The organism is Paenibacillus sp. FSL K6-2393 (assembly GCF_038002545.1).
Classification (GTDB): Bacteria; Bacillota; Bacilli; order Paenibacillales; family Paenibacillaceae; genus Paenibacillus.
In genome coordinates this window covers 2,480,509-2,505,463 of the sequence record NZ_JBBOCU010000001.1, presented here as the reverse complement: position 1 = coordinate 2,505,463, position 24,955 = coordinate 2,480,509, and the positions used below count along the sequence as shown (strand labels likewise).

Annotated in this window: 28 protein-coding genes; 6 read left to right on the top strand and 22 right to left on the bottom strand. The window is 47.0% G+C overall.

The window, feature by feature from the left end; genetic code table 11:
* The first annotated feature begins 69 nt into the window (after window positions 1-69).
* Entirely contained in the window at window positions 70-999 is a 930-nt protein-coding gene (locus tag MHI14_RS11060; protein WP_091028870.1) for a DMT family transporter, read from the top strand.
* Window positions 1,000-1,086: 87 nt separating this feature from the next.
* Here the strand turns inward: MHI14_RS11060 and sigF are convergent, their stop codons facing one another.
* The 11 genes from sigF to MHI14_RS11005 form a co-directional block, all read right to left on the bottom strand.
* Complete coding sequence (gene sigF, locus MHI14_RS11055) at window positions 1,087-1,842, bottom strand: RNA polymerase sporulation sigma factor SigF (RefSeq protein WP_036607856.1); 756 nt, start codon at window positions 1,840-1,842, stop codon at window positions 1,087-1,089.
* A gap of 14 nt (window positions 1,843-1,856) precedes the next feature.
* The gene (gene spoIIAB / locus MHI14_RS11050; protein WP_036672324.1) at window positions 1,857-2,312 is read right to left on the bottom strand and encodes an anti-sigma F factor; all 456 of its coding nucleotides are present in this window, start codon (window positions 2,310-2,312) and stop codon (window positions 1,857-1,859) included.
* Complete coding sequence (gene spoIIAA, locus MHI14_RS11045) at window positions 2,309-2,662, bottom strand: anti-sigma F factor antagonist (protein WP_017687636.1); 354 nt, start codon at window positions 2,660-2,662, stop codon at window positions 2,309-2,311. The genes spoIIAB and spoIIAA overlap by 4 nt, the downstream gene beginning before the upstream one ends.
* 144 nt (window positions 2,663-2,806) lie before the next feature.
* Window positions 2,807-3,982: a D-alanyl-D-alanine carboxypeptidase family protein gene (locus tag MHI14_RS11040; protein WP_150364566.1), complete on the bottom strand. Its 1,176-nt coding sequence runs from the start codon at window positions 3,980-3,982 to the stop codon at window positions 2,807-2,809.
* 248 nt (window positions 3,983-4,230) lie between these two features.
* Window positions 4,231-5,055, bottom strand: coding sequence for a purine-nucleoside phosphorylase (locus tag MHI14_RS11035; RefSeq protein WP_091018093.1), 825 nt, complete (start codon window positions 5,053-5,055; stop codon window positions 4,231-4,233).
* Window positions 5,056-5,184: 129 nt separating this feature from the next.
* Window positions 5,185-6,075: a tyrosine recombinase gene (locus tag MHI14_RS11030; protein ID WP_133385402.1), complete on the bottom strand. Its 891-nt coding sequence runs from the start codon at window positions 6,073-6,075 to the stop codon at window positions 5,185-5,187.
* Between the two features lie 75 nt (window positions 6,076-6,150).
* On the bottom strand, window positions 6,151-6,393 hold the full coding sequence (locus MHI14_RS11025; protein WP_017687632.1) for a DUF4227 family protein: 243 nt from the start codon (window positions 6,391-6,393) through the stop codon (window positions 6,151-6,153).
* A 159-nt stretch (window positions 6,394-6,552) separates the two neighbouring features.
* Window positions 6,553-7,020, bottom strand: coding sequence for a ferric iron uptake transcriptional regulator (gene fur, locus MHI14_RS11020; protein ID WP_036607866.1), 468 nt, complete (start codon window positions 7,018-7,020; stop codon window positions 6,553-6,555).
* A gap of 107 nt (window positions 7,021-7,127) precedes the next feature.
* Window positions 7,128-7,757, bottom strand: a complete 630-nt coding sequence (gene spoIIM / locus MHI14_RS11015) for a stage II sporulation protein M (protein WP_017687629.1) — start codon at window positions 7,755-7,757, stop codon at window positions 7,128-7,130.
* 160 nt (window positions 7,758-7,917) lie between these two features.
* Complete coding sequence (locus tag MHI14_RS11010; protein WP_341130302.1) at window positions 7,918-9,138, bottom strand: endonuclease Q family protein; 1,221 nt, start codon at window positions 9,136-9,138, stop codon at window positions 7,918-7,920.
* Window positions 9,139-9,140: 2 nt separating this feature from the next.
* Window positions 9,141-9,734, bottom strand: coding sequence for an NUDIX domain-containing protein (locus tag MHI14_RS11005; RefSeq protein WP_076333240.1), 594 nt, complete (start codon window positions 9,732-9,734; stop codon window positions 9,141-9,143).
* Between the two features lie 310 nt (window positions 9,735-10,044).
* Between MHI14_RS11005 and MHI14_RS11000 the strand changes: the two genes are divergently transcribed.
* Window positions 10,045-10,179, top strand: coding sequence for a Z-ring formation inhibitor MciZ (locus MHI14_RS11000; protein WP_091028853.1), 135 nt, complete (start codon window positions 10,045-10,047; stop codon window positions 10,177-10,179).
* A 149-nt stretch (window positions 10,180-10,328) separates the two neighbouring features.
* On the opposite strand, the gene MHI14_RS10995 is transcribed toward MHI14_RS11000, so the two are convergent.
* Window positions 10,329-11,462 carry a M20/M25/M40 family metallo-hydrolase gene (locus tag MHI14_RS10995; RefSeq protein ID WP_133385404.1) on the bottom strand — a complete coding sequence of 378 codons (1,134 nt, stop codon included), beginning with the start codon at window positions 11,460-11,462 and terminating at the stop codon, window positions 10,329-10,331.
* Between the two features lie 267 nt (window positions 11,463-11,729).
* Here MHI14_RS10995 and prli42 point away from each other — a divergent pair, with 267 nt between their 5' ends.
* Window positions 11,730-11,831, top strand: a complete 102-nt coding sequence (prli42, locus tag MHI14_RS10990; RefSeq protein ID WP_017687624.1) for a stressosome-associated protein Prli42 — start codon at window positions 11,730-11,732, stop codon at window positions 11,829-11,831.
* Between the two features lie 26 nt (window positions 11,832-11,857).
* Here the strand turns inward: prli42 and lipB are convergent, their stop codons facing one another.
* From lipB to lpdA, 5 genes are all read right to left on the bottom strand, one after another.
* Window positions 11,858-12,565 carry a lipoyl(octanoyl) transferase LipB gene (gene lipB, locus MHI14_RS10985; protein ID WP_339309948.1) on the bottom strand — a complete coding sequence of 236 codons (708 nt, stop codon included), beginning with the start codon at window positions 12,563-12,565 and terminating at the stop codon, window positions 11,858-11,860.
* Between the two features lie 111 nt (window positions 12,566-12,676).
* Window positions 12,677-14,122, bottom strand: coding sequence for a dihydrolipoamide acetyltransferase family protein (locus tag MHI14_RS10980; RefSeq protein ID WP_091028848.1), 1,446 nt, complete (start codon window positions 14,120-14,122; stop codon window positions 12,677-12,679).
* Window positions 14,123-14,169: 47 nt separating this feature from the next.
* Window positions 14,170-15,156 carry an alpha-ketoacid dehydrogenase subunit beta gene (locus MHI14_RS10975; protein WP_017687621.1) on the bottom strand — a complete coding sequence of 329 codons (987 nt, stop codon included), beginning with the start codon at window positions 15,154-15,156 and terminating at the stop codon, window positions 14,170-14,172.
* A 2-nt stretch (window positions 15,157-15,158) separates the two neighbouring features.
* Window positions 15,159-16,187, bottom strand: coding sequence for a thiamine pyrophosphate-dependent dehydrogenase E1 component subunit alpha (locus MHI14_RS10970; RefSeq protein ID WP_341130301.1), 1,029 nt, complete (start codon window positions 16,185-16,187; stop codon window positions 15,159-15,161).
* Window positions 16,188-16,326: 139 nt separating this feature from the next.
* On the bottom strand, window positions 16,327-17,751 hold the full coding sequence (lpdA, locus tag MHI14_RS10965) for a dihydrolipoyl dehydrogenase (protein ID WP_091028844.1): 1,425 nt from the start codon (window positions 17,749-17,751) through the stop codon (window positions 16,327-16,329).
* A 224-nt stretch (window positions 17,752-17,975) separates the two neighbouring features.
* On the opposite strand from lpdA, the gene MHI14_RS10960 reads away from it, so the two are divergent.
* Both MHI14_RS10960 and MHI14_RS10955 read left to right on the top strand, forming a co-directional pair.
* Window positions 17,976-18,293: a DUF2627 domain-containing protein gene (locus MHI14_RS10960; protein WP_017687618.1), complete on the top strand. Its 318-nt coding sequence runs from the start codon at window positions 17,976-17,978 to the stop codon at window positions 18,291-18,293.
* A 63-nt stretch (window positions 18,294-18,356) separates the two neighbouring features.
* Window positions 18,357-18,704: a potassium channel family protein gene (locus MHI14_RS10955; protein ID WP_341130300.1), complete on the top strand. Its 348-nt coding sequence runs from the start codon at window positions 18,357-18,359 to the stop codon at window positions 18,702-18,704.
* Window positions 18,705-18,712: 8 nt separating this feature from the next.
* Here the strand turns inward: MHI14_RS10955 and MHI14_RS10950 are convergent, their stop codons facing one another.
* The gene (locus MHI14_RS10950; protein WP_339309951.1) at window positions 18,713-18,925 is read right to left on the bottom strand and encodes a hypothetical protein; all 213 of its coding nucleotides are present in this window, start codon (window positions 18,923-18,925) and stop codon (window positions 18,713-18,715) included.
* Window positions 18,926-19,098: 173 nt separating this feature from the next.
* On the opposite strand from MHI14_RS10950, the gene MHI14_RS10945 reads away from it, so the two are divergent.
* A complete protein-coding gene (locus MHI14_RS10945) occupies window positions 19,099-19,698 on the top strand; it encodes a thymidine kinase (RefSeq protein WP_062835251.1) in 600 nt (199 codons plus the stop codon).
* Window positions 19,699-19,815: 117 nt separating this feature from the next.
* Here MHI14_RS10945 and MHI14_RS10940 read toward each other — a convergent pair whose 3' ends face one another.
* From MHI14_RS10940 to MHI14_RS10925, 4 genes are all read right to left on the bottom strand, one after another.
* The gene (locus MHI14_RS10940) at window positions 19,816-20,292 is read right to left on the bottom strand and encodes a hypothetical protein (protein ID WP_017687614.1); all 477 of its coding nucleotides are present in this window, start codon (window positions 20,290-20,292) and stop codon (window positions 19,816-19,818) included.
* Window positions 20,293-20,826: 534 nt separating this feature from the next.
* Window positions 20,827-21,477: a hypothetical protein gene (locus MHI14_RS10935; protein WP_036672336.1), complete on the bottom strand. Its 651-nt coding sequence runs from the start codon at window positions 21,475-21,477 to the stop codon at window positions 20,827-20,829.
* Window positions 21,478-21,681: 204 nt separating this feature from the next.
* Window positions 21,682-22,719, bottom strand: coding sequence for an NAD(P)/FAD-dependent oxidoreductase (locus MHI14_RS10930; protein WP_017687612.1), 1,038 nt, complete (start codon window positions 22,717-22,719; stop codon window positions 21,682-21,684).
* 159 nt (window positions 22,720-22,878) lie between these two features.
* Window positions 22,879-24,855: an AraC family transcriptional regulator gene (locus MHI14_RS10925; protein ID WP_133385411.1), complete on the bottom strand. Its 1,977-nt coding sequence runs from the start codon at window positions 24,853-24,855 to the stop codon at window positions 22,879-22,881.
* Between the last annotated feature and the right edge of the window lie 100 nt (window positions 24,856-24,955).

The window sequence follows — 24,955 nt, the reverse complement described above, 5'->3', positions numbered from 1 at the left end:
TTGATATTAATGTACCGCATTTCTCCTTAATATAACACTATTCTTATATTTAAGGTGAGGCGAACAAGAATGACAACTTCTGCAAAATCCAAAATTTCAGGCATCGTACTCGTTCTGACCGGAGCCATCTGTTGGGGCATTGGGGGTACGGTATCTCAAAAACTGTTTCAACTGGATGGAATTGAGGTCAATTGGTATGTCACGGTACGATTGTTGATCGCTGGGTTACTATTACTGGTTATTCAATCGTTTACTAATGGACGATTTCAGATTTTTGATGTGTGGAGAAATAAAAAAACGGCTGGACAGCTGATCATCTTTGGATTGGTCGGTATGCTTACCGTCCAGTATACGTACATGGCATCCATTAAACACGGTAATTCAGCGGTAGCTACACTCCTGCAGTACCTGTCCCCTGTCATGATCATGATTTACATCGCACTCCGTAAGCAGTCTGTCCTTACACGCAATGACCTTGCATGCGCCGTTCTGGCTCTCGGTGGGTGTTTTCTCCTACTGACGAACGGCTCACTCACGCAGTTATCTGTCTCCTGGCTCGCAGTGATGTGGGGCATATTATCCGGGGTTTCAGCTGCATTTTATACGCTGTATGCCGTGCAACTGATTAAAAAGTTCGATTCACTTGTTGTGGTCGGCTGGGCTATGATCATCGCTGGTTTGGGAATGAGTTTTATTCACCCGCCCTGGAAAATGAATTTTGCTAGCATCACGCTGGAAACCTACGGTTATTTGATATTTACGATCCTTTTTGGAACCATGATTGCTTTTTGGTTTTATATTGCGAGTCTCAAAAGTCTTACACCCAAGGAAACTAGCCTGCTCGGGAGCGCAGAGCCCCTAGCTGCTGTCGGAACAACCGTTATATGGCTGCATGAACCTTTTGGCCTCTATCAATGGATTGGTATGGCATGTATTCTTGGCATGATGCTGGTCATGCAGTCCAATCGTTCGAGATCTCCCCGGAGTAACAACAAATAACCTCCCTCGCCATAATGCGCGATAGAAGGTTGTTAGTTGTCGTATATTGGTGCATAAGCGCCAATATTGTTGTTGCACTCCACAAAATCACTGCGCGATCTGGTCGCGGATGGATTGCAGTATTTTTTTCTCCAGACGTGATACCTGTACCTGAGATATTCCCAGCCTGCTGGCAACCTCGGACTGCGTCTGATCCCGGTAATACCGAAGATAAACGATTAACCGCTCCCGCTCGCTGAGACCACCGATGGCTTCGTTCAGGGCCAGTTTGTCAAACCAACGTTCCTGAGACTCGTCGGCAATCTGATCCATTAACGTGATGGGATCACCGTCATTCTCGAATACCGTCTCATGAATGGAGGTGGGTGGTTTGTTCGCTTCCTGGGCAAATACGACTTCCTCCGGGGTTACCCCCAGCTCTGCGGCAACTTCCTTAATCGTTGGCAGACGATCCAGATGTTTAGACAGTTCGTCCCTTTTTTTACGGACTTTATTCGCCATCTCTTTTAGTGAACGACTGACCTTCAGGGTACCGTCATCCCGCAGGAATCGCTGGATTTCTCCGATGATCATCGGTACCGCGTAGGTTGAGAACTTCACGTCATAACTGAGATCAAATTTGTCCACTGACTTGAGCAGACCGATACAACCAATCTGGAACAGATCTTCCGGATCATATCCCCTGTTCATAAAACGCTGTACGACGGACCAGACGAGTCTGATGTTGCAGTTCACCAGCGTATCCCGTGAGACATGGTCACCCGACTGACTGAGCGCAATCAGCCGTTTGACCTCGGCATCGTCCAAATAGGTCTGTGAAGATGGTTTCACTTCAGCATCCATAAGAACACCAACCCCTAATTATACAATGCTTTCTTGGATTCAATCCTTTTTTTCATCTTGATGGAGGTGCCTCTGCCGGGCTCACTGCTGACTTCGAATTCATCCATAAAGTTTTCCATAATGGTGAAGCCCATGCCCGACCGCTCAAGTTCGGGTTTGGACGTATATAGCGGCTGCTTGGCGAGTTCAAGATCTTCGATTCCTTCACCGCGGTCTTCCACGATGATTGTGATCATGTCTTCCCGAATCTCGGCCTGGATAGACACAACACCTTCGGAGTTGTTGTTGTATCCGTGGATGATGCTGTTGGTCACGGCTTCCGAAATGACCGTCTTCAGGTCACTGAGCTCGTCCATCGTTGGATCAAGCTGGGAGATAAACGCAGCAACGGTTACCCGTGCAAACGACTCATTCTCTGACTTGGCCGCGAATTGCAGATTCATGAAATTTGTCCCTGTTCCTTCATTCATGAGACGACCTCCAGACCTGAGAGAGCAGTTCCCTCATTTTCGTATATCGGCATAATCTTGAACAGACCCGACATTTCCAGCAATCGGTACACTGGCGAATTGACGTCACAGACCACCATCTTGCCACCTTTATTCTTAATGAGCTTGTATCTTCCCAAAATGACACCCAGACCCGAACTGTCCATAAATTGCAGATCTTTCAGGCTGAGTACGAGATGCTCGCTTTGTCTCCGCTGGATGGCTTCATCCATCTGCATCCGTACCATGTCAGCTGTATGGTGATCCAGCTCCCCGGATAATCGTACAATCAGAATCCCGCGATGGTGTTCCATTTCCACATGCAAGTTCACGTTTGCTCACTCTCCTCCCTGTCTTAGAACAAGGATTTCTACGCTTCCGAAGGCTTTTCCTGCCCCCCGACAAAACTAGAAGAAAACCCCTATTTAACTACAAAATATGTTCGAAGGATGCGTGCAACTCGCAGAAATCGCCGTTTAGTCAAACAGGTTGGACGTTGTCCGCTTGAACAGCTTCCACCAGCCAGCCTTATTCACATCCTGCGGAGCCTGAATATCGAACTCCTTAATCACGTCATTGCCCTGGTAAACCACAAGTTTACCTATACTTTGCCCAGCCTTGATCGGAGCTTTCAATTCTTTGGCAACCAACAATTCATGTCGGATGTCGTTGGATTTGGCTCCTTTGCGCATCAGTACACTATAATTTTGCGTGGCATTTAGAGGCAATTCGGCAACTTCACCTTTTTCGATCTTCAGACTGCCCAGCAGATCCCCTGCCTTGTAGAGCGCCTTCATCGTATATTGGCTAAACGCATAGTCAAACATCGAAGATACCTCACTGTTCCGTGTTTTGGTATTTGGTTCACCAAGTACCACGGAAACGACACGCAATCCATCTTTGGACGCCGTTGCAGACAAGCAGAATTTCGCTTCGGAAGTGTAACCTGTTTTCAAACCGTCTGCCCCTTGATAAAAACGAACCAGCTTGTTGGTGTTAACCAGCCAGAATGGCTTTTCCGTATCTTTGCGAAGGTAATCCTGATATGCACCGGTGTACTTCGTAATCCCGGAATGTTTCAACAGTTCACGGCTCATGACGGCAATATCATGGGCGGAAGAATAATGATTATCGACCGGCAGACCGTTACAGTTGGCAAAATGAGTATCCTTCATGCCAAGCTCCTTCGCACGCTCATTCATCAGCTGTACAAAGGCTTCTTCCGAGCCAGCGATCTTCTCAGCCATAGCTACCGAGGCATCATTGCCCGAAGCCATCGCGATCCCTTTTAACATATCATCAACTGTCATTTCTTCCCCAGGCTCCAGGAAGATCTGCGAACCGCCCATCGAAGCTGCATATTCGCTCGCTCTTACTTTGTCCGTCAGCTTCAGCTTGCCTGAGTCGATCGCTTCGATCGTAAGCAGCATGGTCATAATTTTTGTAATGCTCGCCGGAGGCAGCTGATCATGACTGTTTTTCTCATAAATGACCGTTCCCGTGTCTGCATCCATTAAGATCGCAGAGCGCGCCGACGGGGCCAGATCAGTTCCTCCCGCTGCCTTCGGTGTTTCTTCAGCTAATGCCGTTGATGCCAAAAGGGACAGCAGGATACAAAGGGTCATGAACGATGCCATTATTCTTTTCTTCACAAGTTTACCTCCTCAAATGACTTGCTTACTGCATGTTCCATGCATGTACTGCTAATCATTGTCGGCCCGTTTCCAGTAAATTATTCCATGTAAAGCATGATTTCCCGAACTTTTATTGAAAATGTGGTCAAAGCTAAAAAACGCACTGCACTCAACGAATGAGTAACCGTACGTTTAACACAACAAAAAAAAGGTTACCTCCGATGATTTCTCATTCAAAGAGGTAACCTTATCTACTCAAATCTTGCTTACATTTGTGGAATAACAGCCAATACCAGCGCCAGGAACGACTCACGCACACGTTCCGTTGTCTCCATAACCTCATCATGTGACAGTGGCTGGTCCAGAATTCCGGCAGCCATGTTGCTGATACAGGAAATACCGAGTACTTCCAGGCCTGCGTGGCGTGCCACGATCACTTCAGATACAGTGGACATGCCCACTGCGTCTGCGCCCAATGTACGCAGCATTCTGATCTCTGCCGGTGTCTCGTAGTTTGGACCAAGCATACCTGCGTATACCCCTTCACGTACGTTAAAACCTTGTGATGCGGCCGTATCCTTCGCCAGCGCACGCAAACGGCGGCTATATGCTTCGGACAGATCCGGGAAACGCACGCCCAGTGCAGCGTCATTTGGTCCAATCAGTGGATTTTTGCCTGTGAGATTCAAGTGGTCAGAGATCAGCATCAAGTCTCCAGCTTCATACGACGTATTCACACCGCCTGCAGCATTGGTTACAAGCAAGCTACTTACACCCAGTTCTTTCATAACCCGGACCGGGAAAGCTGTCAATTCCGGACCATATCCTTCGTACATATGGAAACGGCCTTTCATCATCACGACTGGACGACCTTTAATGGTTCCGACCAATAGTTCACCTTCATGTCCTTCTACTGTGGACACCGGAAAATGTGGAATATCCTGATAAGCAATACTTACGCCATCTTCAATCAGTTCTGCCAGTACGCCAAGACCCGAACCCAAAATCAAACCGACTTCCGGCTTGATGGAGCTTTTGCTTTGAATATAAGATGCTGCTTCCGAAATCATTTGTTGGTTTAATGCTGTCATGCGTTGTATGTTCCTCCTTGAGTTGAAACGATCCGTCTTATGTATAACGGCGTTTGGATGTATTCAATTTATTTTATCCTAAATCGGCCCAATGTTCCGCATTTATTTGTGAATGCCATGCGTCAAAATCTATCTTGCCCTCGGATGATGGGTTTCATAGATTTCTTTCATGGTTTTGCGACCATGATTGCCATATTGTTGTCCAGGCTGCTCCACGTGACCCAGCATGTCTTGAACCGCACGTGTATCCGCCCCATTGGCAATCAGGTGTGCCGCAAAGGAATGACGCAGCGTATGCGGCGTTATTTCTTCCGAGATTCCCGCGTCCACTGCCGCTTTTTTGAGCAGCTTCCAGAAGCCCTGCCGGGTTAAACGTCTGCCAGATACATTCACGAATAGTGCCTGCTCGTCCGAATCGGTTTTGAGCAACTTATTGCGGAATTCCTCCACATATACACTCGCCCAATGTGCAGCTGGTGCACCGATGGGAAGGATGCGTTCCTTGCCCGCCCCACCGCATCGTATAAAGCGCATGCCTGGCTGTACATCCCGAATGTCAAGCGCAATCAGTTCAGAGACCCGAATGCCTGTAGCATATAATAGTTCAAGCATCGCTCGATCTCTCACACCCTGCGGTGAACGAATATCAGGCGCTGTCAGCAGTTGTTCGATCTCCTGGATACTTAACACCTGTGGTGGCGTCTTGTCCGCCTTGGGAGCTTCCACATCAAACGTAGGGTCCTGTATAATATCACCCCGCCGCATCAAAAAATGAAAGTAGGAGCGCAGAGATACGATGCTGCGGGCAATGGTTGCATTGGCACGTCCTGCCTGTTTGAGCTGACCTGCAAACAGGACGACATGTGTGCGTCTGACCTGATCGGCTTCGCGTATGCCATATTCCTTCTCTGCAAATTCAATGAACTTGTCCACGTCTCGGAGATACGATTCAAGCGTGCTGCTCGACATCCCTTTATCATCTTCCAAGTATAAGGCATAGGCATGTATCGTCTGTTTCATGTACAACGCTCCTCAACTGACAGATCTGCCGCTCTGGCAGACTGCTCCCGTATTTGCATCCCTGGCTGTTTGAAGCTACTCCCCGTACCAATAGAACAAACGGAGACGCTCTGCCATCGTAGGACGTCCTTCTCCATTACCCGGCCAATCCGTTTCCTGAAAAACTTTGATTGCATTGCCAGTCGGCATCTGATACTGATCCACAGGTGAGATCCAGCCATTAAACAGATCCAGAACATGATAGAACAGATAAACTAATGCGGCAAAAAATATAATAAATCGAATAAAACGGAGCCCTCTCCGCACTGATATAATCATGGGCGTGTCCCCCTCCTGATTCGAATCCGGTAATGTCCTTGAATCAGGGTATGTCCATAAACACAGATTTATGCCATTCGGAGGAAACTCCAGATCATGTCCGTTGCCAAAAAAGCTCTCCCGTCAAAACCGCCGGTGAGAGCTTGAAGATATGCTATGTTATTCTTCATCTTTGGGTTTCTGTTCATTTTTAGCTTTGCAACGATAACAAATTCCATGAAAGTCCAGTCGGTGATCTACTACCGAAAAGTTGAATTCCCGCTCCAAACGCTCTTCAAGCGGTCCAAGCCAGTCTTCACGTATTTCATCCATACTTCCGCATTGAACACAGATTAAGTGATGATGGTGATGCTTGGATGTATCTCCGCGCAGATCATAACGCGCTACACCGTCGCCGAAGTTGATTTTCTCTACAACATGCAGCTCACTCAGCAGTTCGAGGGTACGGTACACGGTTGCCAGACCGATTTCGGGAGCCTTTTCTTTAACGAGCATGAATACGTCTTCTGCACTCAGATGATCTTCTTCATTCTCAAGAAGTACTCTTAAGGTGGCTTCCCGCTGGGGCGTTAATTTATATCCTTGGGACTGTAGTTGCTGCTTAATTTTATCAATCCGTGCTTCCATTTTCTCCCTCCCCCTAGGAAATCACTGCACACTGCAACTTAACCCACTCTTTTCATTATAGGGGGAGTGCGTAATTAAAGTCAACATTTTACACTATACGGTGCACGTTAGGCCGGTAGTAACATTGGCGTGACCCAACGCATCATCGCAGGTGTAACCCATGTTTCAAAAGACGCCACGCCGAGCAGCAATGCAGCCATAACCAAAGTTAACACTATATATGAAGCAAAAGGCCTTTGTCGACCAGGTGTTCGCTGCATCAAAACACGATTGCGAATGATGTATAACGAGAACGTCATCGCCGCCACACTGCAGATCAGAAGGATCGGAATGACAAATAGATTATGTGGTGCCACGGACACCAGTGCAAACAGCAGCCCTTTCCAGGAATACTGCCCAACAAGGTACCCTACTGTGAATCCAATGAGCACACCTTTCAAAAAATCCAGAACCAGTATACCGGGCAGTCCAACAACGGATAAACCCAGAATAAAGATCAGACCCACCCATTTCAGATGGAGCATGGCAATGTCCCAATATGCCCCGGTCTCAGTCACTTGTGCGCTGTGCTGCACGGTCATGAAGAAATTGCCGAGATAACCCTCCAGATCCTGACGTTGCTCAAGAGACAATGCGTTCACCATGAGCGCACCAAAAATGACGCCGACCAGAAACAAGACAGCCACAAATACATATAACGAAGTCTGACCTTTAAATGTAAAGTAGGAAGAGCGCATACAGGTACGAGTCCCCTTTCCGGTATCATGCTGCAAGGATTCTCAGTTACATCCTCATAGTCATTCTTATGAACCGGAACGCACCTGTATGACTTCTTGTCCAGATTGGCTCTACGTGAAGTGAAGCTTTATCAGTTGAACCTAGGAGTAATTACACGGGTCACTCCGAAGCTTTCACCTGAACAGCAACTTTACCGTACGTGCCGCCACCTCCGGAGGACAGCTCCAGTTGTCCGTTCCGTGCAGCCACAATTAAGCCTGCTAGCACAGGTCCAACAACCGCAGCAAGCTCTTCCTCACGCGTGCGATGAAGTACATTCATTTCTGTACCAAAATGGTCCAGTAGCTGGCGCAGTTTGGCTTTGCCAAGTCCGGGGATGAACTCCAGTGGTACCTGATAATGATAGGCCGGTCTGTTTGCAGGGACATGAGGACTCTCCCGATCAGAGATCGCCAGAATGCGGTCCAGCACCCCCTGAACCAGCTTCAGACTGCCACAGTGCGGACAACGCTCTGCTGACATCGCTCGCTCATCCATAATGCTGCCACATGCTGCACAGTAAGTACGGTGATACTTGCCCAGTCTTGGATTCAGTCCATAATTGGCCGCAATTTCCCTGCCGGCTTCTCCTTGAAGTGCCATACGGAATTCATCAAAAGAAGGGGCAGCAACTTGCAGTTCGTTATACTCCCGTCCAATCTTACCGAGTGAATGAGCATCCGAGTTGGTGAGAAACGGTACATGATCCAACTCCCGAATATAACTGGCCATGGATGAATCAGAGCTTAACCCCAACTCGACAGCATCCACAAGACGGGTATCCAATACATCGCCCATACGGGGCGCAGTACTGCCATAGATGCCTTTATGCGGTGTAAATACATGTGCAGGCACAATAAGCCCACCAAGTGCCTTAATCTCAGCCTGCATCTCTAGCGCGGGCACGTACACCCGCTGAGAACTGAGGTTCACATTTTTCATATAACGTTTCATCCAGTCCGTGAAAGACTTCATCGTTTTCAGATCACGGAAGTACGCCAGCATATGAAACTCACGCATTCCAGGCTCGCGCAGCTCAATCTCTGTACCCAGCAGAATGGTAGTGTCCTGGTAGGCAATACCGCCGCCCTCAATCTCGGACATGGTACCACTCTCCAGCAATTGCTCAATATCCATCTGTACAACCGGAGAATGACAATCAATAACACCAAGCAAATGAATTCCTTTGCGATCCGATGCTTCCCGAGCGATATTCTCAAATGTCAGATCGCGACTGCCGCTGATTTTAACGGCCTCTCCGCGAGAGGTTCGTCCGATATGGATATGCAGGTCTGTATAACAGGGCTCCCACATCGTGGACGTTTTCAGTTGGCCTTGCATGCCTAGAACCGTCCTGTCGTTCTGTAAAGGTCCCACGCGTACACAGCCATCATCGTTTTGGCATCGCTAATACGGTTCTCGTCCATAAGCGCATAGGCTTCCTCCAGAGTTATTTCGGCAACTTCAAGGAATTCGTCTTCGTCCAGCGCCATGTCCCCTGCTACCAACTCTTCAGCGATGTAAAGATGAATGATCTCATCTGCGAATCCCGGTGACGTGTAGAATGAACGCAAATGACGTAGCGACTTGGCTACATATCCTGTCTCTTCTCGCAATTCACGTGCTGCTGCAACCTCTGGTTCTTCACCCGGGTCCAGTTTCCCCGCAGGAATCTCCACTTCGGTGCGTCCCATTGCCTGACGATACTGATCTACAACAAGCATGCGATCCCCATTCAGAGCGAGTACAGCTACCGCTCCAGGGTGCCGGATTATCTCACGTGTAGCCGTCTGGCCGTTTGGCAGTTTAACGGTATCGACTTGAAGTGAAATCACTTTGCCCTCGAAGATTGGCTTGGTGGATACGGTCACTTCATCCAGTTTTGGATTGGCAGGTTGTGCTGCATGGATGGATTGGGCAGATTGGTTTGGTTTCATTTGTTCTTCAACTCCATATCGTAGGATTATATATAAATGGACTAAAAATATTTACACTAACCACTCCGATGACAGAACAACCCTTCGATCGCTGTTATCCCCAGATTTTTTTGATTTCTTTCTCTAATAGATAAAATTTGGTTATAAAGGCGAACGCTCCGCTTCTCTTGGTTATTTCTGTCCTCTCCGTTCTTGTGTAAAGGATTAGCTCAATTTATATATTCGGTTAATGTATATATCTCTGATTTTGGGCATATGGTGAGCGTATAGAATTCTCACAGCAAATATAAACGAATCAGGGGGACTTTCGATGAACAGTTATATGACGCCTCAATCCGTACACGTGGTAGGACAAGCCCGGCAAGTACAGCTCATACTCAAACAATGGTTGCGCGAGTGGGGCCCGGATGCCAAGTTAGTCGATCTGCTCGCTGGACGTAAATGAATGGGTCATCGATCCATTGATTCCTTTTGACCCTAAATTAACGAGTCTTCTCCCTTGAAATATAACATGAATTCGCAAAAAGTCCGAATCCGATACAGACCGGGTTCGGACTTTTGTCTAACAACATGTGAGGTAACATGCGCTCTATATTATTTCTTGTCAGCTGCCGTTTCCTGAATAATAGCTACGACTACCTGAGACAACTTCACAATGTCTTCGGCACGAATGCGTTCTTTGGTCGTATGAATATCCTCATACCCTACCGCCAAGTTCACTGTTGGAATGTCGAATCCGTTAAAGATATTGGCATCACTGCCACCACCGGAAGCAAACGTACTGGTCTCCAGCCCAATACTGCGGATGGCACGCTGTGCAAGCTGTACAACTTCGTGTTCATCATGGAAGCCAAATGCAGGGTAGAGGATCTCACTTCTGAATTCAGCCGTTGCACCGTATTTGCGACATGTCGTTTCCAGCGCGTCACGCATCTGTGCAACCTGCAATTCAACTTTCTCCTGCACAATACTGCGGGCTTCCGCTTCAAGCTGTACAAAGTCACATACCACGTTGAGTGGTGATCCACCCTGGAATTTGCCAATGTTTGCTGTCGTTTCATCATCAATTCTGCCCAGTGTCATCGCTGCAATTGCTTTGGCTGCTACCTGAATGGCGCTGATCCCGTCTTCCGGGTTCACGCCCGCATGTGCGGACTTACCATAGATGCTCATTTGAATTTCAGCTCTGGCTGGTGCAGCTACACAGATCGTGCCTACAGCTCCATTAGAGTCAAGCGCATAACCGAACTCGGCATCGATATCCTTCGGATTCATCGCACGTGCGCCCACCAGGCCAGACTCTTCGCCAACTGTAATGACAAATTGAATTTTACCATGAGGAATCTTGTTTTCCTGGATCACACGAATCGCTTCGAACAATGCCGCAATCCCTGCTTTATCATCTGCTCCCAGGATCGTTGTTCCATCACTGCGAATCCAGCCATCTTCACCCAGTTCAGGCTTGATTCCCTGTCCTGGCGTTACGGTGTCCATATGACATGTGAAAAAGATCGGTGCAACTCCATCTGTTCCTTCGGCTTCCCAGGTAATAACGAGGTTTCCGGCGCCATGTCCGGTTTGCTCCATCGTGTCGTCCTCATAGACATGAAGACCAAGCTCTGTAAACTGTTCTTTTAACACCTTCGAGATGTTCTGTTCATTTTTCGTTTCACTATCAATCTGCACCAGTTCCATAAACTGATCGATAACACGTTGTTGTTTAATCATAGGACTTTCCTCCCTCTCGTGGATACGGTACAATACAATTACTATGGCTTGTTTACTTTTTATGAGGTTGTTCAAAAAGTCCGCTTTTGATTACGAAGGATGCCTGGCGGCATCATCAGCATCGAATATGGAATTCAGCCGAAATGTCCGTTGCTCACGTAGTTTTCCTACGCTCCGCTACTCCATTTCTAGCTTCATTCCATCTTCTTGGTACTGAAAACCAGTCTTTTTGAACACACACTTTATGTTGAAAGGAGTTCTCTCATCATGCAAAAAAAGAAATGGTTCAAAATCATCATCTATCTCATGCTGATCGCCATGATCGGGTCCACCCTTTTCATAGCTCTCGAACCGTTGCTGTTCGGATAGCAACCTAAAGCCTTTCGACGAACTGTTTACAGACGTTGAAGGGCTTCTTTTTCCGTGACCCAATTAATCTCATATGGAAAAATACGATTAAAGTGCGGAACAATCTCCTGCGCTACCTGTTCCACCGCATAGGACTTGCCTGTTATATCCTCCAGTGAGGTAACGCCATACTGCTCAATCCCACAAGGAACAATCCCCTGAAAACCTGCATGTTGAATGCCTGAGCTGATATTAAAAGCAAAGCCGTGACTGGTCACAAAACCGCGGCGGTGTTTGCAACGATTAAACTTGATGCCAATTGCAGCGATCTTCATATCGCCAATCCACACACCCGTGTAACCCTCTTTGCGTCCGGCTTCGATGCCCTGGTCTGCGAGATAATCCATAAGTACCTGCTCAAGTTTCCGTAAATAGCCGTGCAGATCCAGGTCTTCATCCCGACCAAGAATCAATAACGGGTAACCTACCAACTGGCCCGGGCCATGATAAGTAATATCACCGCCGCGGTCAATTTGAAACAAAGAAATCCCTTGCTCACGCAACTCTTCCGGACTGAGAAGCAGATGCTCCGGATGATTTTGTGATCCGATTGTATACGTAGGCGGGTGTTGTAAAAGCAGCATCTGCTCCGCTCCCTCGCCCTCGTCCAATCGCTGCACAATCGCTTTCTGGCGGTTCCAAGCCTCTTCATAATCAAGCATTGGTATGTATGCAACATCCAGCGGCTTGCTCATGATTCCCCACACCCTTCTGCTTCAGGTTCATTGTACAATTGAGCACTTGTCCATAGACAGCAGGAAAAGTGCACGGCCTCCGGCACATACACTTTCCCGTCAACTATTTACTTAATACACCTTGCTCTCCATGGTATATCCTTCAAGGTTTTCTTTGACACGTTGCAAGAAACGTCCGCTGATTACACCATCCAGGATTCGGTGATCCAGTGATAGACACAGGTTAGCCATCGAACGAACAGCGATCATATCATTAATAACCACTGGTTTCTTGACAATTGACTCAAATGTAAGAATCGCTGCCTGCGGGTAGTTAATGATTGGCTGGGACAGGATCGAACCAAATGAACCTGTGTTGTTTACCGTAAACGTACCACCTTGCATATGATCCAGCTTCAACGTACCTTCACGTGTTTTGCGAGCCAGTTCATCCACTTCACGGGCCAGACCTGCAATATTTCGCTGATCGGCATGTTTGATTACAGGTGTAAGTACGGAATCTTCGGTTCCTACCGCCATGGACAGGTTAATGTCCCGTTTGACGATAATTTTGTCCACTGCCCATACCGAGTTCATGATTGGGTAGTCTTTAATCGCGTTAACGACTCCCTTCATCATGAAGGACAGATATGTCAGATTGATGCCTTCCTTACGCTTGAACTCATCCTTGAGTTTATTGCGCAGCATCACAAGATTTGTTACGTCCACTTCGATCATTGTCCATGCATGCGGGATTTCCGATACGCTTTGACGCATATTCCGGGCAATGGCATTACGCACAGGGGTAACATCGATGAAATACTCCGATCTTCCCTGGCCGCCACCTTCCACTTCGATCTGTGGAATTTTCGGGCTTTCGGTTAGATGAATGCCTGAATGTCTCACAGGAACACCTGCATCGGACGCTGAGATCGCTTCTCCAGCGGTTAAACCCATTTCTCCATTTCCACGATTCACTCCGCTGAATGGAGAAGCAGACGGCACACCAGAAGGTGTATGCTGTGCTGCTGCAGATGATGCTTGTGCAGACGTTCCAGCCGCGTTACCTCCCTGTGCAACAAATGCCAGCACATCTTTGCGGGTAATACGACCACCGGCCCCAGTGCCTTGGATGCTTTGCAAGTTCAAGCCATGCTCTGCTGCCAAGGATTGCACTGCCGGGGAATATCGATTGCGCATCGGCTGGTTGGGGTCATGTGCTGCTGTATTTGAGGCGGCAACAGGAGTGTGGCTGACATGTTGCTGCACTTGCTCCTGTTGCTGCGATACTTGTGTTACTTGCTCGGCCACTTCTTCGTCAGAAGCTGCGACCTGCATGCGGCAGATTGCTTCACCAACAGCAATCGTTGTGCCCTCTTCCACCAAAAGATCACCCATAATTCCATCCACAGTGGATGGAATCTCGGCATTAACTTTATCAGTGATTACTTCACAGATCGGCTCGTACTGTTCCACACGGTCGCCCGGTTTTTTCAACCATTTGCCTATGGTAGCCGAGACCAGCGATTCCGCCAATTGCGGCATAATGACCTCGATCCATTTCATACGTTCAGCCATTTGATTATCACTCCAAACTTTACTTTTAAACGATCCAAAAAACGAAATTAAAACTCGGCAAGTGTACGCATTGCTGCTTTGGCTTTGTCCTTGCTCAGCATGTAGAATTTCTCCAATGTTGGGCTAATTGGCATGGCCGGCACGTCAGGTCCGCAGAGACGCTGAATCGGTGCATCCAGTTCAAATAGACATTCCTCACTAATAATAGCGGCAACTTCGGCACCTACACCACCGGTTTTGTTATCTTCGTGTACAATCAGCACCTTGCCTGTCAGACGAGCGGAAGCGATAATGGCTTCACGATCCAACGGCTGCAATGTCCGCAGATCCAGAACGTGTGCTGTAATGCCTTCTTCCCGTTCCAGCTCCTCAGCAGCCTGCATTACAAAATGCAGCGGCTGACTGTAACCGATCACCGTAATATCCGCACCCTCACGAAGTACGTTGGCTTTACCAATCGGAACGATGTAATCATCTTCAGGCACATCTTCCTTGATAAGCTTGTAGCATTTTTTATTTTCAAAAAAGAGTACCGGGTCCGGGTCGCGAATGGCCGCCTTGAGCAGTCCCTTGGCATCGTATGCCGAGTAGGGTGCTATAATTTTCAGACCAGGTGTACCAAAGAAAATCGATTCCGGACATTGGGAGTGATACAAACCACCGAAGATTCCGCCACCAATCGGCGCACGGATAACAATCGGACAACTCCAGTCATTGTTGGAACGATAGCGGATCTTCGCCGCTTCACTAATGATCTGGTTGGTTGCCGGCAACATGAAGTCCGAATATTGCATTTCGGCAATTGGCTTCATGCCATACATCGCTGCACCAATGGCAACACCTGCAATAGCGGATTCAGACAATGGTGTGTCCATCACTCGCATTTCGCCAAACTGATCTTGCAGCCCTTTAGTTGTGGTAAACACACCACCTTTGAGACCTACGTCTTCACCAAGGATAAAAACATTCTCATCCCGTTCCATCTCTTCTTTCATCGCGAGACGGATTGCATCAATATATTCCATCACTGCCATACTTACCGTCCCCCTTCTTCGCTGTCCGCATAAACGTGCGTCAGAGTGTCCTCAGGTTTAGGATATGGCGCGTTGTCTGCATATTCAGTTGCTTCTTTCATTTCCATCGCAAGCTGGGAAGCCAGATCCGCATCCCGGGCTTCGTCCCAGATGCCGCAATCGATCAAGTAGTTCTTCATGCGAGGAACGCCATCTTTCTTCCAGTTCTCATCAACTTCCTCTTTGGTCCGGTAAGCCAGATCATTATCGGAGGTGGAATGAGGTGACAACCGATACATCATCGCTTCAATCAGTGTTGGGCCTTCCCCGGCTATAGCACGGCGACGCGCTTCCTTCACTGCAGCATATACTTCTAATGCATCGTTACCATCTACACGTAGTCCGGGGAACCCGTATCCTTGTGCTCGATCGGATATTTTGCCGCTCAACTGTTTGTGAATCGGTACCGAAATTGCATATTGATTGTTCTCACACATAATAATGACAGGCAATTTATGCACACCTGCAAAATTGGCTCCCTCGTGGAAGTCACCCTGATTGCTTGATCCTTCGCCAAAGGTAACAAAAGAAACAAATTCTTGCTTCTTCATTTTGGCAGCCAGCGCAAATCCAACAGCGTGCGGAACCTGTGTTGTAACCGGGCTGGAACCCGTCACAATCCGCAGCTTTTTGTGACCGAAGTGACCCGGCATTTGCCGACCGCCACTATTCGGATCTTCTGCCTTCGCAAAAGCAGACAGCATCAACTCACGCGGAGTCATGCCTACCGCCAGTACAAAGCCGTAATCGCGGTAATAAGGTAAATAATAATCGTGATCCCGATCCAGACCAAAAGCAGCGCCTACTTGGGCAGCTTCCTGTCCTACACCGGATACGTGAAAGTTAATTTTGCCAGCCCGTTGCAAGAGCAAGCAACGCTCGTCAAACTTGCGTGCGAGCAGCATGTATTTGTACATATCCAATACTTCACCATCGCTAAGTCCCAGCTGTTGATGCCGATGGACCGCGTCTGCAGTACCTTGTGAACTCATATGAGGTACCTCCTTTTAATCAGAGCCTGTGCCACTCTTACTACCCGATCTTATAACCTGGTACTAAGACTTGGCTTAACCTTATTATAATCCCTTTTACCCAAAAAAGGAAAGAACCTTTCTCATAAGCCTGTTTGGCTTACATTCCAATGGCCTTTCCATCGACCGCCAGCATGGCTTCACCCATGATTTCCGACAGAGAAGGGTGCGGATGAATGGTTTGTCCAACTTCCCAAGGTGTGGCATCCAGCATCTGAGCCAGAGAAGCCTCAGCGATCAATTCCGTCACATGGGTGCCAATCATATGTACTCCCAATATATCATTCGTCTTGGCATCTGCGATCACCTTCACGAATCCATCCCGACTTCCATGAATGAGCGATTTGCCAATCGCCGAAAATGGGAACTTGCCTGTTTTAATGTCATAGCCACGTTCTTTGGCTTCACGCTCGGTGAATCCGATGCTTGCTGCTTCCGGACGTGTATACACACAGCGCGGGATGCGATGGGATTCTACGGCATGTACCGTTTCGCCCGCCAGATGATCGACAGCGAGAATGCCTTCATGACTTGCGGCATGTGCAAGCTGCAAACCGCCGATGCAGTCACCAATGGCGTAGATGTGACCTTCGCCGGTTTGTAACTGTTTGTTCACAGCGATGAATCCACGCTCCAGTTTGATATCTGTATTTTCGAGTCCGATATTTTCGACATTAGCCTGACGTCCAACCGACACGAGCATTTTCTCCGCTCTCAGCGTTTCCTGCTTATCGTCACCAAGCTGCACATCAATCTGGATGCCCTCTTGATCCGTGTTATATGTTTCCGTTAGAACAGTGGCACCTGTCAGGAAACGAACACCTCGTTTGCTTAGCAATCGCTGCATTTCTTTGGCAACATCCTCATCCTCGGCAGGCAACACGTGAGCAGCTGCTTCTACTACTGTGATGTCTACGCCAAAGTCATTCAGCATGGATGCCCACTCCAGTCCAATCACACCCCCACCGACAATGATGAGTGATGCAGGAAGTTCATCCATACGCAGGGCTTCGTCACTGCTCATAATAAACTTGCCGTCCGGTTCCAGGCCCGGCAACACACGTGGACGCGAACCAGTCGCAATGATGAGATTGGTTGGAACTACCGTATCCATCTCGCCATCTTCAAACTCCACAGCGACTGCTCCGCTCTGCGGTGAGAAGATGGATGGTCCGATGACGCGACCTTTCGCGTGTACAACCTGGATTTTATTTTTTTTCATCAAATATTGAACGCCCTGATGGAGCTGTTCGACAATTGCATCCTTGCGCGCCTGTACTTTGGGAAATACAAGTGTAGCTCCAGCTGTCTCGATACCATACGTCTCGCTCTCCTGGATCTCGGCGTATACTTCCGCACTTTTCAGCAAAGCCTTACTCGGAATACAGCCACGATGCAGACAGGTACCGCCAAGCTTGTCCTTCTCAATGATAACGACCTGTTTTCCCAGCTGTGCAGCCCGGATCGCAGCTACATATCCACCAGTTCCTCCTCCAAGAATTGCAACATCACATGTAATTGGCATCTCTCATGCTCTCCTCTATGAATCAAATTTCAATATAATTTATGATGGCTTAAATCATGGTTTAGCTTATACCCTCTATATGCCATTGTACTCTCCTTGAGCGGTCAACTCAAAGTTTGAAGCAATCACACATGGACAGCCCATGCATTCCAAGCTATGATGGAATCAGGTATGATCTGTAAGCGTAACCTTTATTTAATGTCGACTTTGGCAGAAAGGGTATAATGCTCATGAATACAAGATTGGTCTTTGCGCGATTTTTGGCAATTGTTGTTCTGGTCATCCCCGGTTTAATGGCAATGAAGGGTTTTCTGATGATGAAAGATGCCCTGTTCCTATATTATGCCGAGCACGGGAACGAACTGATTTCACCAGGGTTCCAGTGGCTTTCCTTTGGCGGTGGACTTGTCCTTTTTGCCGCAGGTATGAGTTTTCTGGGAGGCTGGATCTTGTTCCGTGACCGCAAGCGTAATTATGTAGGTCCCCGTTTCCGGTCCAAAAGTGTACCCGAAAAAGCAGAGACGCCCGGAAGGACTCCATGAGTCCGGGCTTTTTTTGTGTGTATACAACACACCGCCTACTTTACATAGACAGGATGGATCATCATGGTATCATTTCTAATCACGTTACAACGATTGCTCAAAGGCATTTTCCATGCGTTCAAAGACCCCAAGTTTCTGGCTCTGTTCGCGTTAACAGCAGCAACGTTGCTGTCAGGCACTTTGTTTTACACTCGTGTTGAAGGTCTGTACTGGATCGATGCGTTATACTTCTGTGCAGTTACCCTGACTACAGTGGGACATCCTGAATTTGTGCCATCCACCGGATTCAGCAAAGCCTTTACCGTAATCTACATGTTTGCAGGCATTGGTCTCACCTTTGCCATGATTGCCAGAATTACAGCAGGTATTCTATTCCCTCGCAAATTAAAGACAGAAGAGGACCCGGAGTAATCTCCGGGTCATTCGTATAGGGCATCCCGCAGTTTGGTAGACATACGTGATTCTTTGGAAGAAGACTTCAAAATCGTTCTACGCAAGGTAAGGTTACTTGCCTGCAGTCTCTCCGCTTCTGCGAACAGTTCTGCAAATAATACCTGCGCCGCTTCATCTAGAGATCCCTGTTCTTTCAGGCTTTCATATTGCGCTTGCAGTGATGTTAATGCTTCACTCATACTAAACACCTCTTTTCACAACTCCTGTTAATTAGCTGCCGTAACCAATACCTTAACAATCCATATAGTAACACAAAGCTGCGCAGATTAGTTCTGGCTCTTTCCAAAGATTTTGTGGTACTCTGTAAAGGTCGCTTTTTTTGTTGAATCCCGTATGTGAGAGGAGTAGCACCGTGCAAACAGGACGTATTACCGTAATTACTGGACCCATGTTCAGTGAAAAATCCGGTGAACTCATTCGCCGTTGTCAGAAATTAATACAATTTGGCCGTAAAAAGGTTGTGGCCTACAAACCAGCCGAGGATGATCGGTTTGCCCAGGACGAGATCGTAAGCCGAATTGGTTATCGACTCCCTGCCCATTCCATTCCCCGGCAATTAACCCCGGAATCCGTAGAAATGATCTTGAACCAAACCATAGATGCTGATGTTGTTGCATTTGATGAAGTACAATTTTTCAGCAGTGCCATTATGGAACTTGTCTCGGAGTTAGCGTATTGTGGCAAACATGTCATTGTGGACGGACTTAATATGGATTACCGTGGTAAGGAATTCGGATATGTCGGCGGTTTGCTTGCCATGGCAGACGACATTGAGAAACTCTCGGCTTTCTGTGCGGTATGTGGCAGCCCGGATGCAGCCTTTACGCAACGTATCGTCAATGGGGAGCCTGTTACCTTGGGTCCGGTTGTCATGATTGGCGATTCAGAAGCTTACGAGCCACGCTGTCGTTGCTGCTTCATTCCTCCTCACAAAGTTGAATGCTCATCATAATTGCTAAAAGATTTTTGATTTCTTCCAAAAAGGCCCCTTGGGGCTTTTTTTGTTATAGAGCAAACATTCGCACAAAAAAGCACCGCTTCGCAGCGATGCTTCCAGAGTCACTTCCCGCTAGTCACGGGAAACAAAATATTTGTTGGTCATGTAGTAAGCGTCACCACGCGACGTTTCCACCATTCCTTTTTTGGCATCCAAAAATACAATCTCTTTACACTTTGTACAGTACCATTTTGTGCGCTTGTATGGGGATTCCGTCACATAAGCCGTGCCACATTTACAATCAATCTTCATTAATAACTCGGTTGATTTATAGGCACTGGACAAGCGTTCCAGGTTATCCTGCTGCTGTGTAGGCATAATGGTCTGCTGATAATCCGATAAATGATTTTGAACCTTGAAGTCTGCTACCAATCCTGCATTCAATCCAAAAAACTCCTTGCCGATTTCGGTCACGAAGCGCTTCTCATTTCTGTAGCAATCCAGCCACTCAATAATCTGCTTATTAGACAGTGGAACCGTACCCTTGATACCGCTGTTTAAGGTGTAGGTCATGATGTATAAAGTATCGTCTTGTCTACCTGAGTACATTAGAATCCTCCTTCGAATACATTTGCTAATGTACTACAAAAACGCGCATAAATCAAAAAATTCTTATTTCCTGAGCGCATCTCTTCTTATTAAATGGGAAACATTCCACGTTCATCCGCCAAAGACTTACAAGAACTGCATACACCTGAAACATTTCCCTGTGGCGCCGCATAATGCACGACCGATTTAACGTTTTTCTTGCATATGGAACAGTAGTGCCTCCTTTCCTTTTTTGGGATATAGTCCGATAGCTTAACCACGTTTTTGTTCGGTCGGAATCGTTGTAAGAAACCCGGCCATTTCATCTCGCTTCACTCTTTCTTGTTCGTCTACTTCGTAGTCATTTTTTTACTCTGGGCTAAAAATCATCTCGTCTTTTTTTATGTATACAATTCCAAGTTGTGCATGCCTATCTCATAATCTATTCGACGTTTTGAACGTTTTTCCTGTTTTTAATCTCTACACATACAAAAAAAACCGACAGAACCTGCTCTCCTTATTTTCGGAAGAACAGTATTTTAGTCGGTTCCATCCTTATTTATAAAAAGTTCCCAGAACGTCCAGCTCTGAAGAGCGCTCAATTCGAAATGGATAGATATAACCCTGATTCATTCGGGTAAATTTGCGGCTCCACAGGTCCAGTCCCGATGTGAACTGATAGGCCTGATATATAAACTTGGAGCAGTAATTGCGCTCAATACTGCGCAGATTGGTCTGCAAACGGTAGAATTTTACCTGCTTGTAATGGTCATGTACCCACCCGGCTGCTTTCATGCCTGCCTCATTCAGTCTGGAACGGAATACAATGAAACGATCTCCTTCATAAAACCGCGTAAGATACCACTCTAATGAATCAGCAAATACAGGCCCATAAGGGTGCACATGATACACCTTGCCGTCGAGACCAATAATGCCCATATGCCCGGCGTAATACGTCGATTCCGAGCTTGGCGTGTACACAATATCCCCTGGCTCTAGCTTCATCTCACCCAACACGTTAATAGGCAAGTCCTGATGCAGCCGTTTGGCTGCTGAACGTTCACGCCGCCCTTCAACCAACAAGCGATGAAGCGCGCCAGCCAGTGCGAGATACATTTCAGACCATTTGATCTTTTTTTTATCAGATCGTTTGAACCACCGCTGGATGAAGGTGAAACCTCGTTGTGGCTGTGATCCCTTTTTCATACGCTGCACTCCACTCTGATCTAATTATTGTGTCTTGATGTCATTCTAATGTTTCTCAGGCTTATTATAGACATTTGGTAGTGTATATACAATTCGGCAGCCTTTGCTTCTCGTAAAATTATGCCTTCTTATTACCCATTTTATGCAAAAAAGATGACTTCGGAATGAACCCGAAGTCATCTTAATATAACCGATCGCAGACCTTTATTCTTCTACAACACCAAGAGCTTTATTTTTCTCCTTAAAGCGACTGTTATGGGAAGAAACATAAGCCACTTTTTCCGCTTCAGGGTCCATGTAAAGCTTTGCACTGTTTACCGCTAGGGCTGCATCAGTAAAAGTACCCGCAATCAGATACAGTTTGCTACCATAATCTACAAAGTCACCCGCGGCAAAAACACCAGGAATATTGGTCTGTAATCTCTCCGTTGTAGTGACATGCCATTCGCCAAGATCAAGTCCCCAATCCCGGATTGGACCAAAGTCACTCTTCATGCCGTGGTTTACAATGACAGCATCGACTTCAAGCAGTTCAGTTTCACCTGTGTCCACGTGTGAGATGGTCACCTGTTCAATCACATCACCACTCATACTATGCAGTGTCTCTACCGCGTAAGGTGTACGAACATCTACAGAGGATTCTCTCATACGCAGTACATTACGCTCCAACCCGCCAAAGCGGTCACGACGATGCACAACCGTAACTTGCTCTGCCAGAGCTTCCAATTCATTCGCCCAGTCCACAGCAGAGTCGCCTCCACCCGAGATCAGCACGCGTTTACCGCGGAATGGTTCTAGTTCCTGCACGGTATAGTGCAGATTGCTAACCTCGTAACGGTCTGCACCTTCAAGCTCCAGCTTGGCCATTTTATATATACCATATCCGATTGCCATAATGACGGTACGTGTCCAGTGTTGCTCACCTGTTGCAGAAGTTAACAGAATTGTGCCATCAGGTTGACGCTCGAATCCTTCGATCTGTTGTTCAAATACGAGGGTAGGCTCAAAAGTTCTTGCCTGTTCTTCCAATTGTTTGATCAGATCTTCACACAGAATTGGCGTCACACCCCCGACATCCCAGATCATTTTCTCCGGATAAAAGAGCATGCGACCTCCCAATCTGTCACGTGCCTCAATCAACTTGGTCTTCATATCTCGCATGCCGCTATAAAAGGCAGAGTACATACCCGCAGGGCCACCGCCGATAATGGTTACATCATAAAGTTCCAACTGCTGATTCATATTAAAAATACCTCCGTTAATTCGATCCAGAACATCGAGTATTTGATATCGATTCTCATTATCACTTAAATCCTAGTGTAATGGTAATCTTATCAAAATACAATGGCTAAAAAACAAACATTTCTTGTACAAAAATTCTACGAACACATCTGTTCTTTACTATTGCGCTCTTGGAGCCGCCAACAGCTTTTCAACGACAAAATCAAGTTGTTTATTAATTGAATAGATATCCGAATAGTAGAAGAAATCAAAATCAATCTCAATTAGGCGACCTTCTTTAACAGCCGGGATGCTACTCCATATTGGATCATCCGTAAGGTTATCTGCCCCTTCATACACCGAACGAAACACGTAGTCACCGATATATTCAGGCAGTACTTCCATGGATAGATTGGAGCCTCCAGCTTCCGAAACTACATCAATTTTCTTTTGTACCACTTCAGGTGCTTTCATCCCCAAGTATTCATATAGTGCCTGAGATCCTCGGCCATATTGCTTGCTCTCTACAACGACCATACCTTTCAAACCGCCCTCAACAATGGAAACCGTTTTGTCCAATATGCCTGCATCTGCTAGTGTTTGCTTACTCTCTTCGACTTTGCTATTGAGATTATTGATTAATGTCTCAGCTTCCTGCTCTTTGCCAAAAATACTCGCTATACTCTGGAGTCTTTCTTCTGTTGTCATTTTCTCGTATGGAATATATACCGTAGGTGCGATATCCTTTAACAACGTATACGTCTCTTCTGAAGGAACAATGATCAGATCCGGATCAAGGTCAATGACAGCTTCAGGATTCGGTTCGAACCAGGTGCCTAGTGAATTTACACCTTCAAGCTCACTCTTGTAGGCAGCCCCGTTGAATACTTCAGATGTAGCAATTGGCTTAATTCCAAGCGCAACGACGTCTCCCTGGAGATATAGTACAACAACCCGTTTAGGATTTGCTGGAACAACTACGTCACCCTTAACCGTGGAGACCGTGCGTGTTTCATTGTCTTTGTTCGTCTGGCTTCCTGTGTCTGATGATACTGCCGTACTGCTGTTATTGTTGGAACTGGCACCCGTTCCTTCGCCAGCTGCTGGTGTTGTTGCTGTACCTGAAGAGCAGGCTGCGAGGAGCATCGTTATGCTCAATAATGCAACCATAATCATACTGGAACTTGTTTTTCTTCTTTTCATTGGTGTAGACCCTCCGTCTATATATTGATAATGATTCTCATAATCAATATATCCCGACTTCCATCTTCGGCCAATGGACGATTCAGAGATTACCAATGGACGATCCTCTGTTCTCGCTTCTTCTCTCATCTTTCGTTGATACTGTATCGGAGAGATCCCCACATGTTTTTTGAAGATACGACTAAAATAATACACATCCGAATAACCTACTTCTGCTGCAATTTCACTCAGCGTTGCATCAGATCGCAAAAGCAGATTGCGAGCCTTAGCGATTCGGGTCTGAATTAAATAATCAATGGGACTGTGACCCGTCTGTCGTTTGAATTGCATGGATAAATGACGGGAGCTGTAGTTGAATTGTTCAGCCAGGAAATCAAGCGTGACCTGTTCCCTATAATGGTTCTGTATATAACGAAGTGTTTGTTTCACCGGGTCAGCAAGCTCTGTTTTGATCTCCTGCTCTGCCAACTGAACCATCATTTCATGAATGAATTGGTAAAATAAACTTTTTGTATGAAGCAGATCCAGACTCCCAGATTGAATCCATGCACCCTCAAGCTCATCAAGGTAACGTAACAACCCCAGCGGACTGCTCGGTGCAAATCCATATTGCAAAGAGAACGGCGCAACTTCCGGCTGTGCCAATAACCACTTTTTACGATAACTAGGAAAGGCAAGGAATGCTCTGTAATAGAGCAGAATATATTCAAAATCTTCGTTGGTTTGGATATCCAGTGAAGATCCTTTCGCCCCATGAAGCATGTAGAACCGCTCTGCCTTGTATGTTTGTCCATCCAACTGAAGCACAGCCGATCCTCGAATCGTATATATAAAACCATTTGCCGGAAGTGTGTAAGAACTCAGTTGTGCCCCTGCCTCCATAACGATTCGGCGTATATCCAGAACCTTAACAGCGGCATGATTCCAGCATTTCATCTGTTCGTCTAATTGCATCGAATACTCTCCAATCCCAGCCTCACCCGGAACAAAGGCCTTACAAGGTCATCATCCTGCCACACATCCGATAACATATGTGTAGCAGAGGTTCACTAAT

Bases quoted from the DNA above. Each gene is read 5' to 3' on its own strand.
- MHI14_RS11000 (WP_091028853.1), top strand. From the start codon at position 10,045: ATGAACAGTTATATGACGCCTCAATCCGTACACGTGGTAGGACAAGCC.
- MHI14_RS10930 (WP_017687612.1), bottom strand. From the start codon at position 22,719: ATGAATCAGCAGTTGGAACTTTATGATGTAACCATTATCGGCGGTGGC.
- MHI14_RS10975 (WP_017687621.1), bottom strand. From the start codon at position 15,156: ATGGCAGTGATGGAATATATTGATGCAATCCGTCTCGCGATGAAAGAA.
- MHI14_RS11010 (WP_341130302.1), bottom strand. From the start codon at position 9,138: ATGCAAGGCCAACTGAAAACGTCCACGATGTGGGAGCCCTGTTATACA.
- MHI14_RS11035 (WP_091018093.1), bottom strand. From the start codon at position 5,055: ATGACAGCATTAAACCAACAAATGATTTCGGAAGCAGCATCTTATATT.
- MHI14_RS10925 (WP_133385411.1), bottom strand. From the start codon at position 24,855: ATGCAATTAGACGAACAGATGAAATGCTGGAATCATGCCGCTGTTAAG.
- MHI14_RS10955 (WP_341130300.1), top strand. From the start codon at position 18,357: ATGGTATCATTTCTAATCACGTTACAACGATTGCTCAAAGGCATTTTC.
- MHI14_RS10970 (WP_341130301.1), bottom strand. From the start codon at position 16,187: ATGAGTTCACAAGGTACTGCAGACGCGGTCCATCGGCATCAACAGCTG.
- MHI14_RS10995 (WP_133385404.1), bottom strand. From the start codon at position 11,462: ATGATTAAACAACAACGTGTTATCGATCAGTTTATGGAACTGGTGCAG.
- MHI14_RS11060 (WP_091028870.1), top strand. From the start codon at position 70: ATGACAACTTCTGCAAAATCCAAAATTTCAGGCATCGTACTCGTTCTG.
- MHI14_RS11030 (WP_133385402.1), bottom strand. From the start codon at position 6,075: ATGAAACAGACGATACATGCCTATGCCTTATACTTGGAAGATGATAAA.
- spoIIAB (WP_036672324.1), bottom strand. From the start codon at position 2,312: ATGAATGAAGGAACAGGGACAAATTTCATGAATCTGCAATTCGCGGCC.
- MHI14_RS10960 (WP_017687618.1), top strand. From the start codon at position 17,976: ATGCTCATGAATACAAGATTGGTCTTTGCGCGATTTTTGGCAATTGTT.
- MHI14_RS10935 (WP_036672336.1), bottom strand. From the start codon at position 21,477: ATGAAAAAGGGATCACAGCCACAACGAGGTTTCACCTTCATCCAGCGG.
- MHI14_RS11005 (WP_076333240.1), bottom strand. From the start codon at position 9,734: ATGAAACCAAACCAATCTGCCCAATCCATCCATGCAGCACAACCTGCC.
- MHI14_RS10950 (WP_339309951.1), bottom strand. From the start codon at position 18,925: ATGAGTGAAGCATTAACATCACTGCAAGCGCAATATGAAAGCCTGAAA.
- prli42 (WP_017687624.1), top strand. From the start codon at position 11,730: ATGCAAAAAAAGAAATGGTTCAAAATCATCATCTATCTCATGCTGATC.
- MHI14_RS11025 (WP_017687632.1), bottom strand. From the start codon at position 6,393: ATGATTATATCAGTGCGGAGAGGGCTCCGTTTTATTCGATTTATTATA.
- MHI14_RS10980 (WP_091028848.1), bottom strand. From the start codon at position 14,122: ATGGCTGAACGTATGAAATGGATCGAGGTCATTATGCCGCAATTGGCG.
- lpdA (WP_091028844.1), bottom strand. From the start codon at position 17,751: ATGCCAATTACATGTGATGTTGCAATTCTTGGAGGAGGAACTGGTGGA.
- lipB (WP_339309948.1), bottom strand. From the start codon at position 12,565: ATGAGCAAGCCGCTGGATGTTGCATACATACCAATGCTTGATTATGAA.
- sigF (WP_036607856.1), bottom strand. From the start codon at position 1,842: ATGGATGCTGAAGTGAAACCATCTTCACAGACCTATTTGGACGATGCC.
- MHI14_RS10940 (WP_017687614.1), bottom strand. From the start codon at position 20,292: ATGTACTCAGGTAGACAAGACGATACTTTATACATCATGACCTACACC.
- fur (WP_036607866.1), bottom strand. From the start codon at position 7,020: ATGGAAGCACGGATTGATAAAATTAAGCAGCAACTACAGTCCCAAGGA.
- spoIIM (WP_017687629.1), bottom strand. From the start codon at position 7,757: ATGCGCTCTTCCTACTTTACATTTAAAGGTCAGACTTCGTTATATGTA.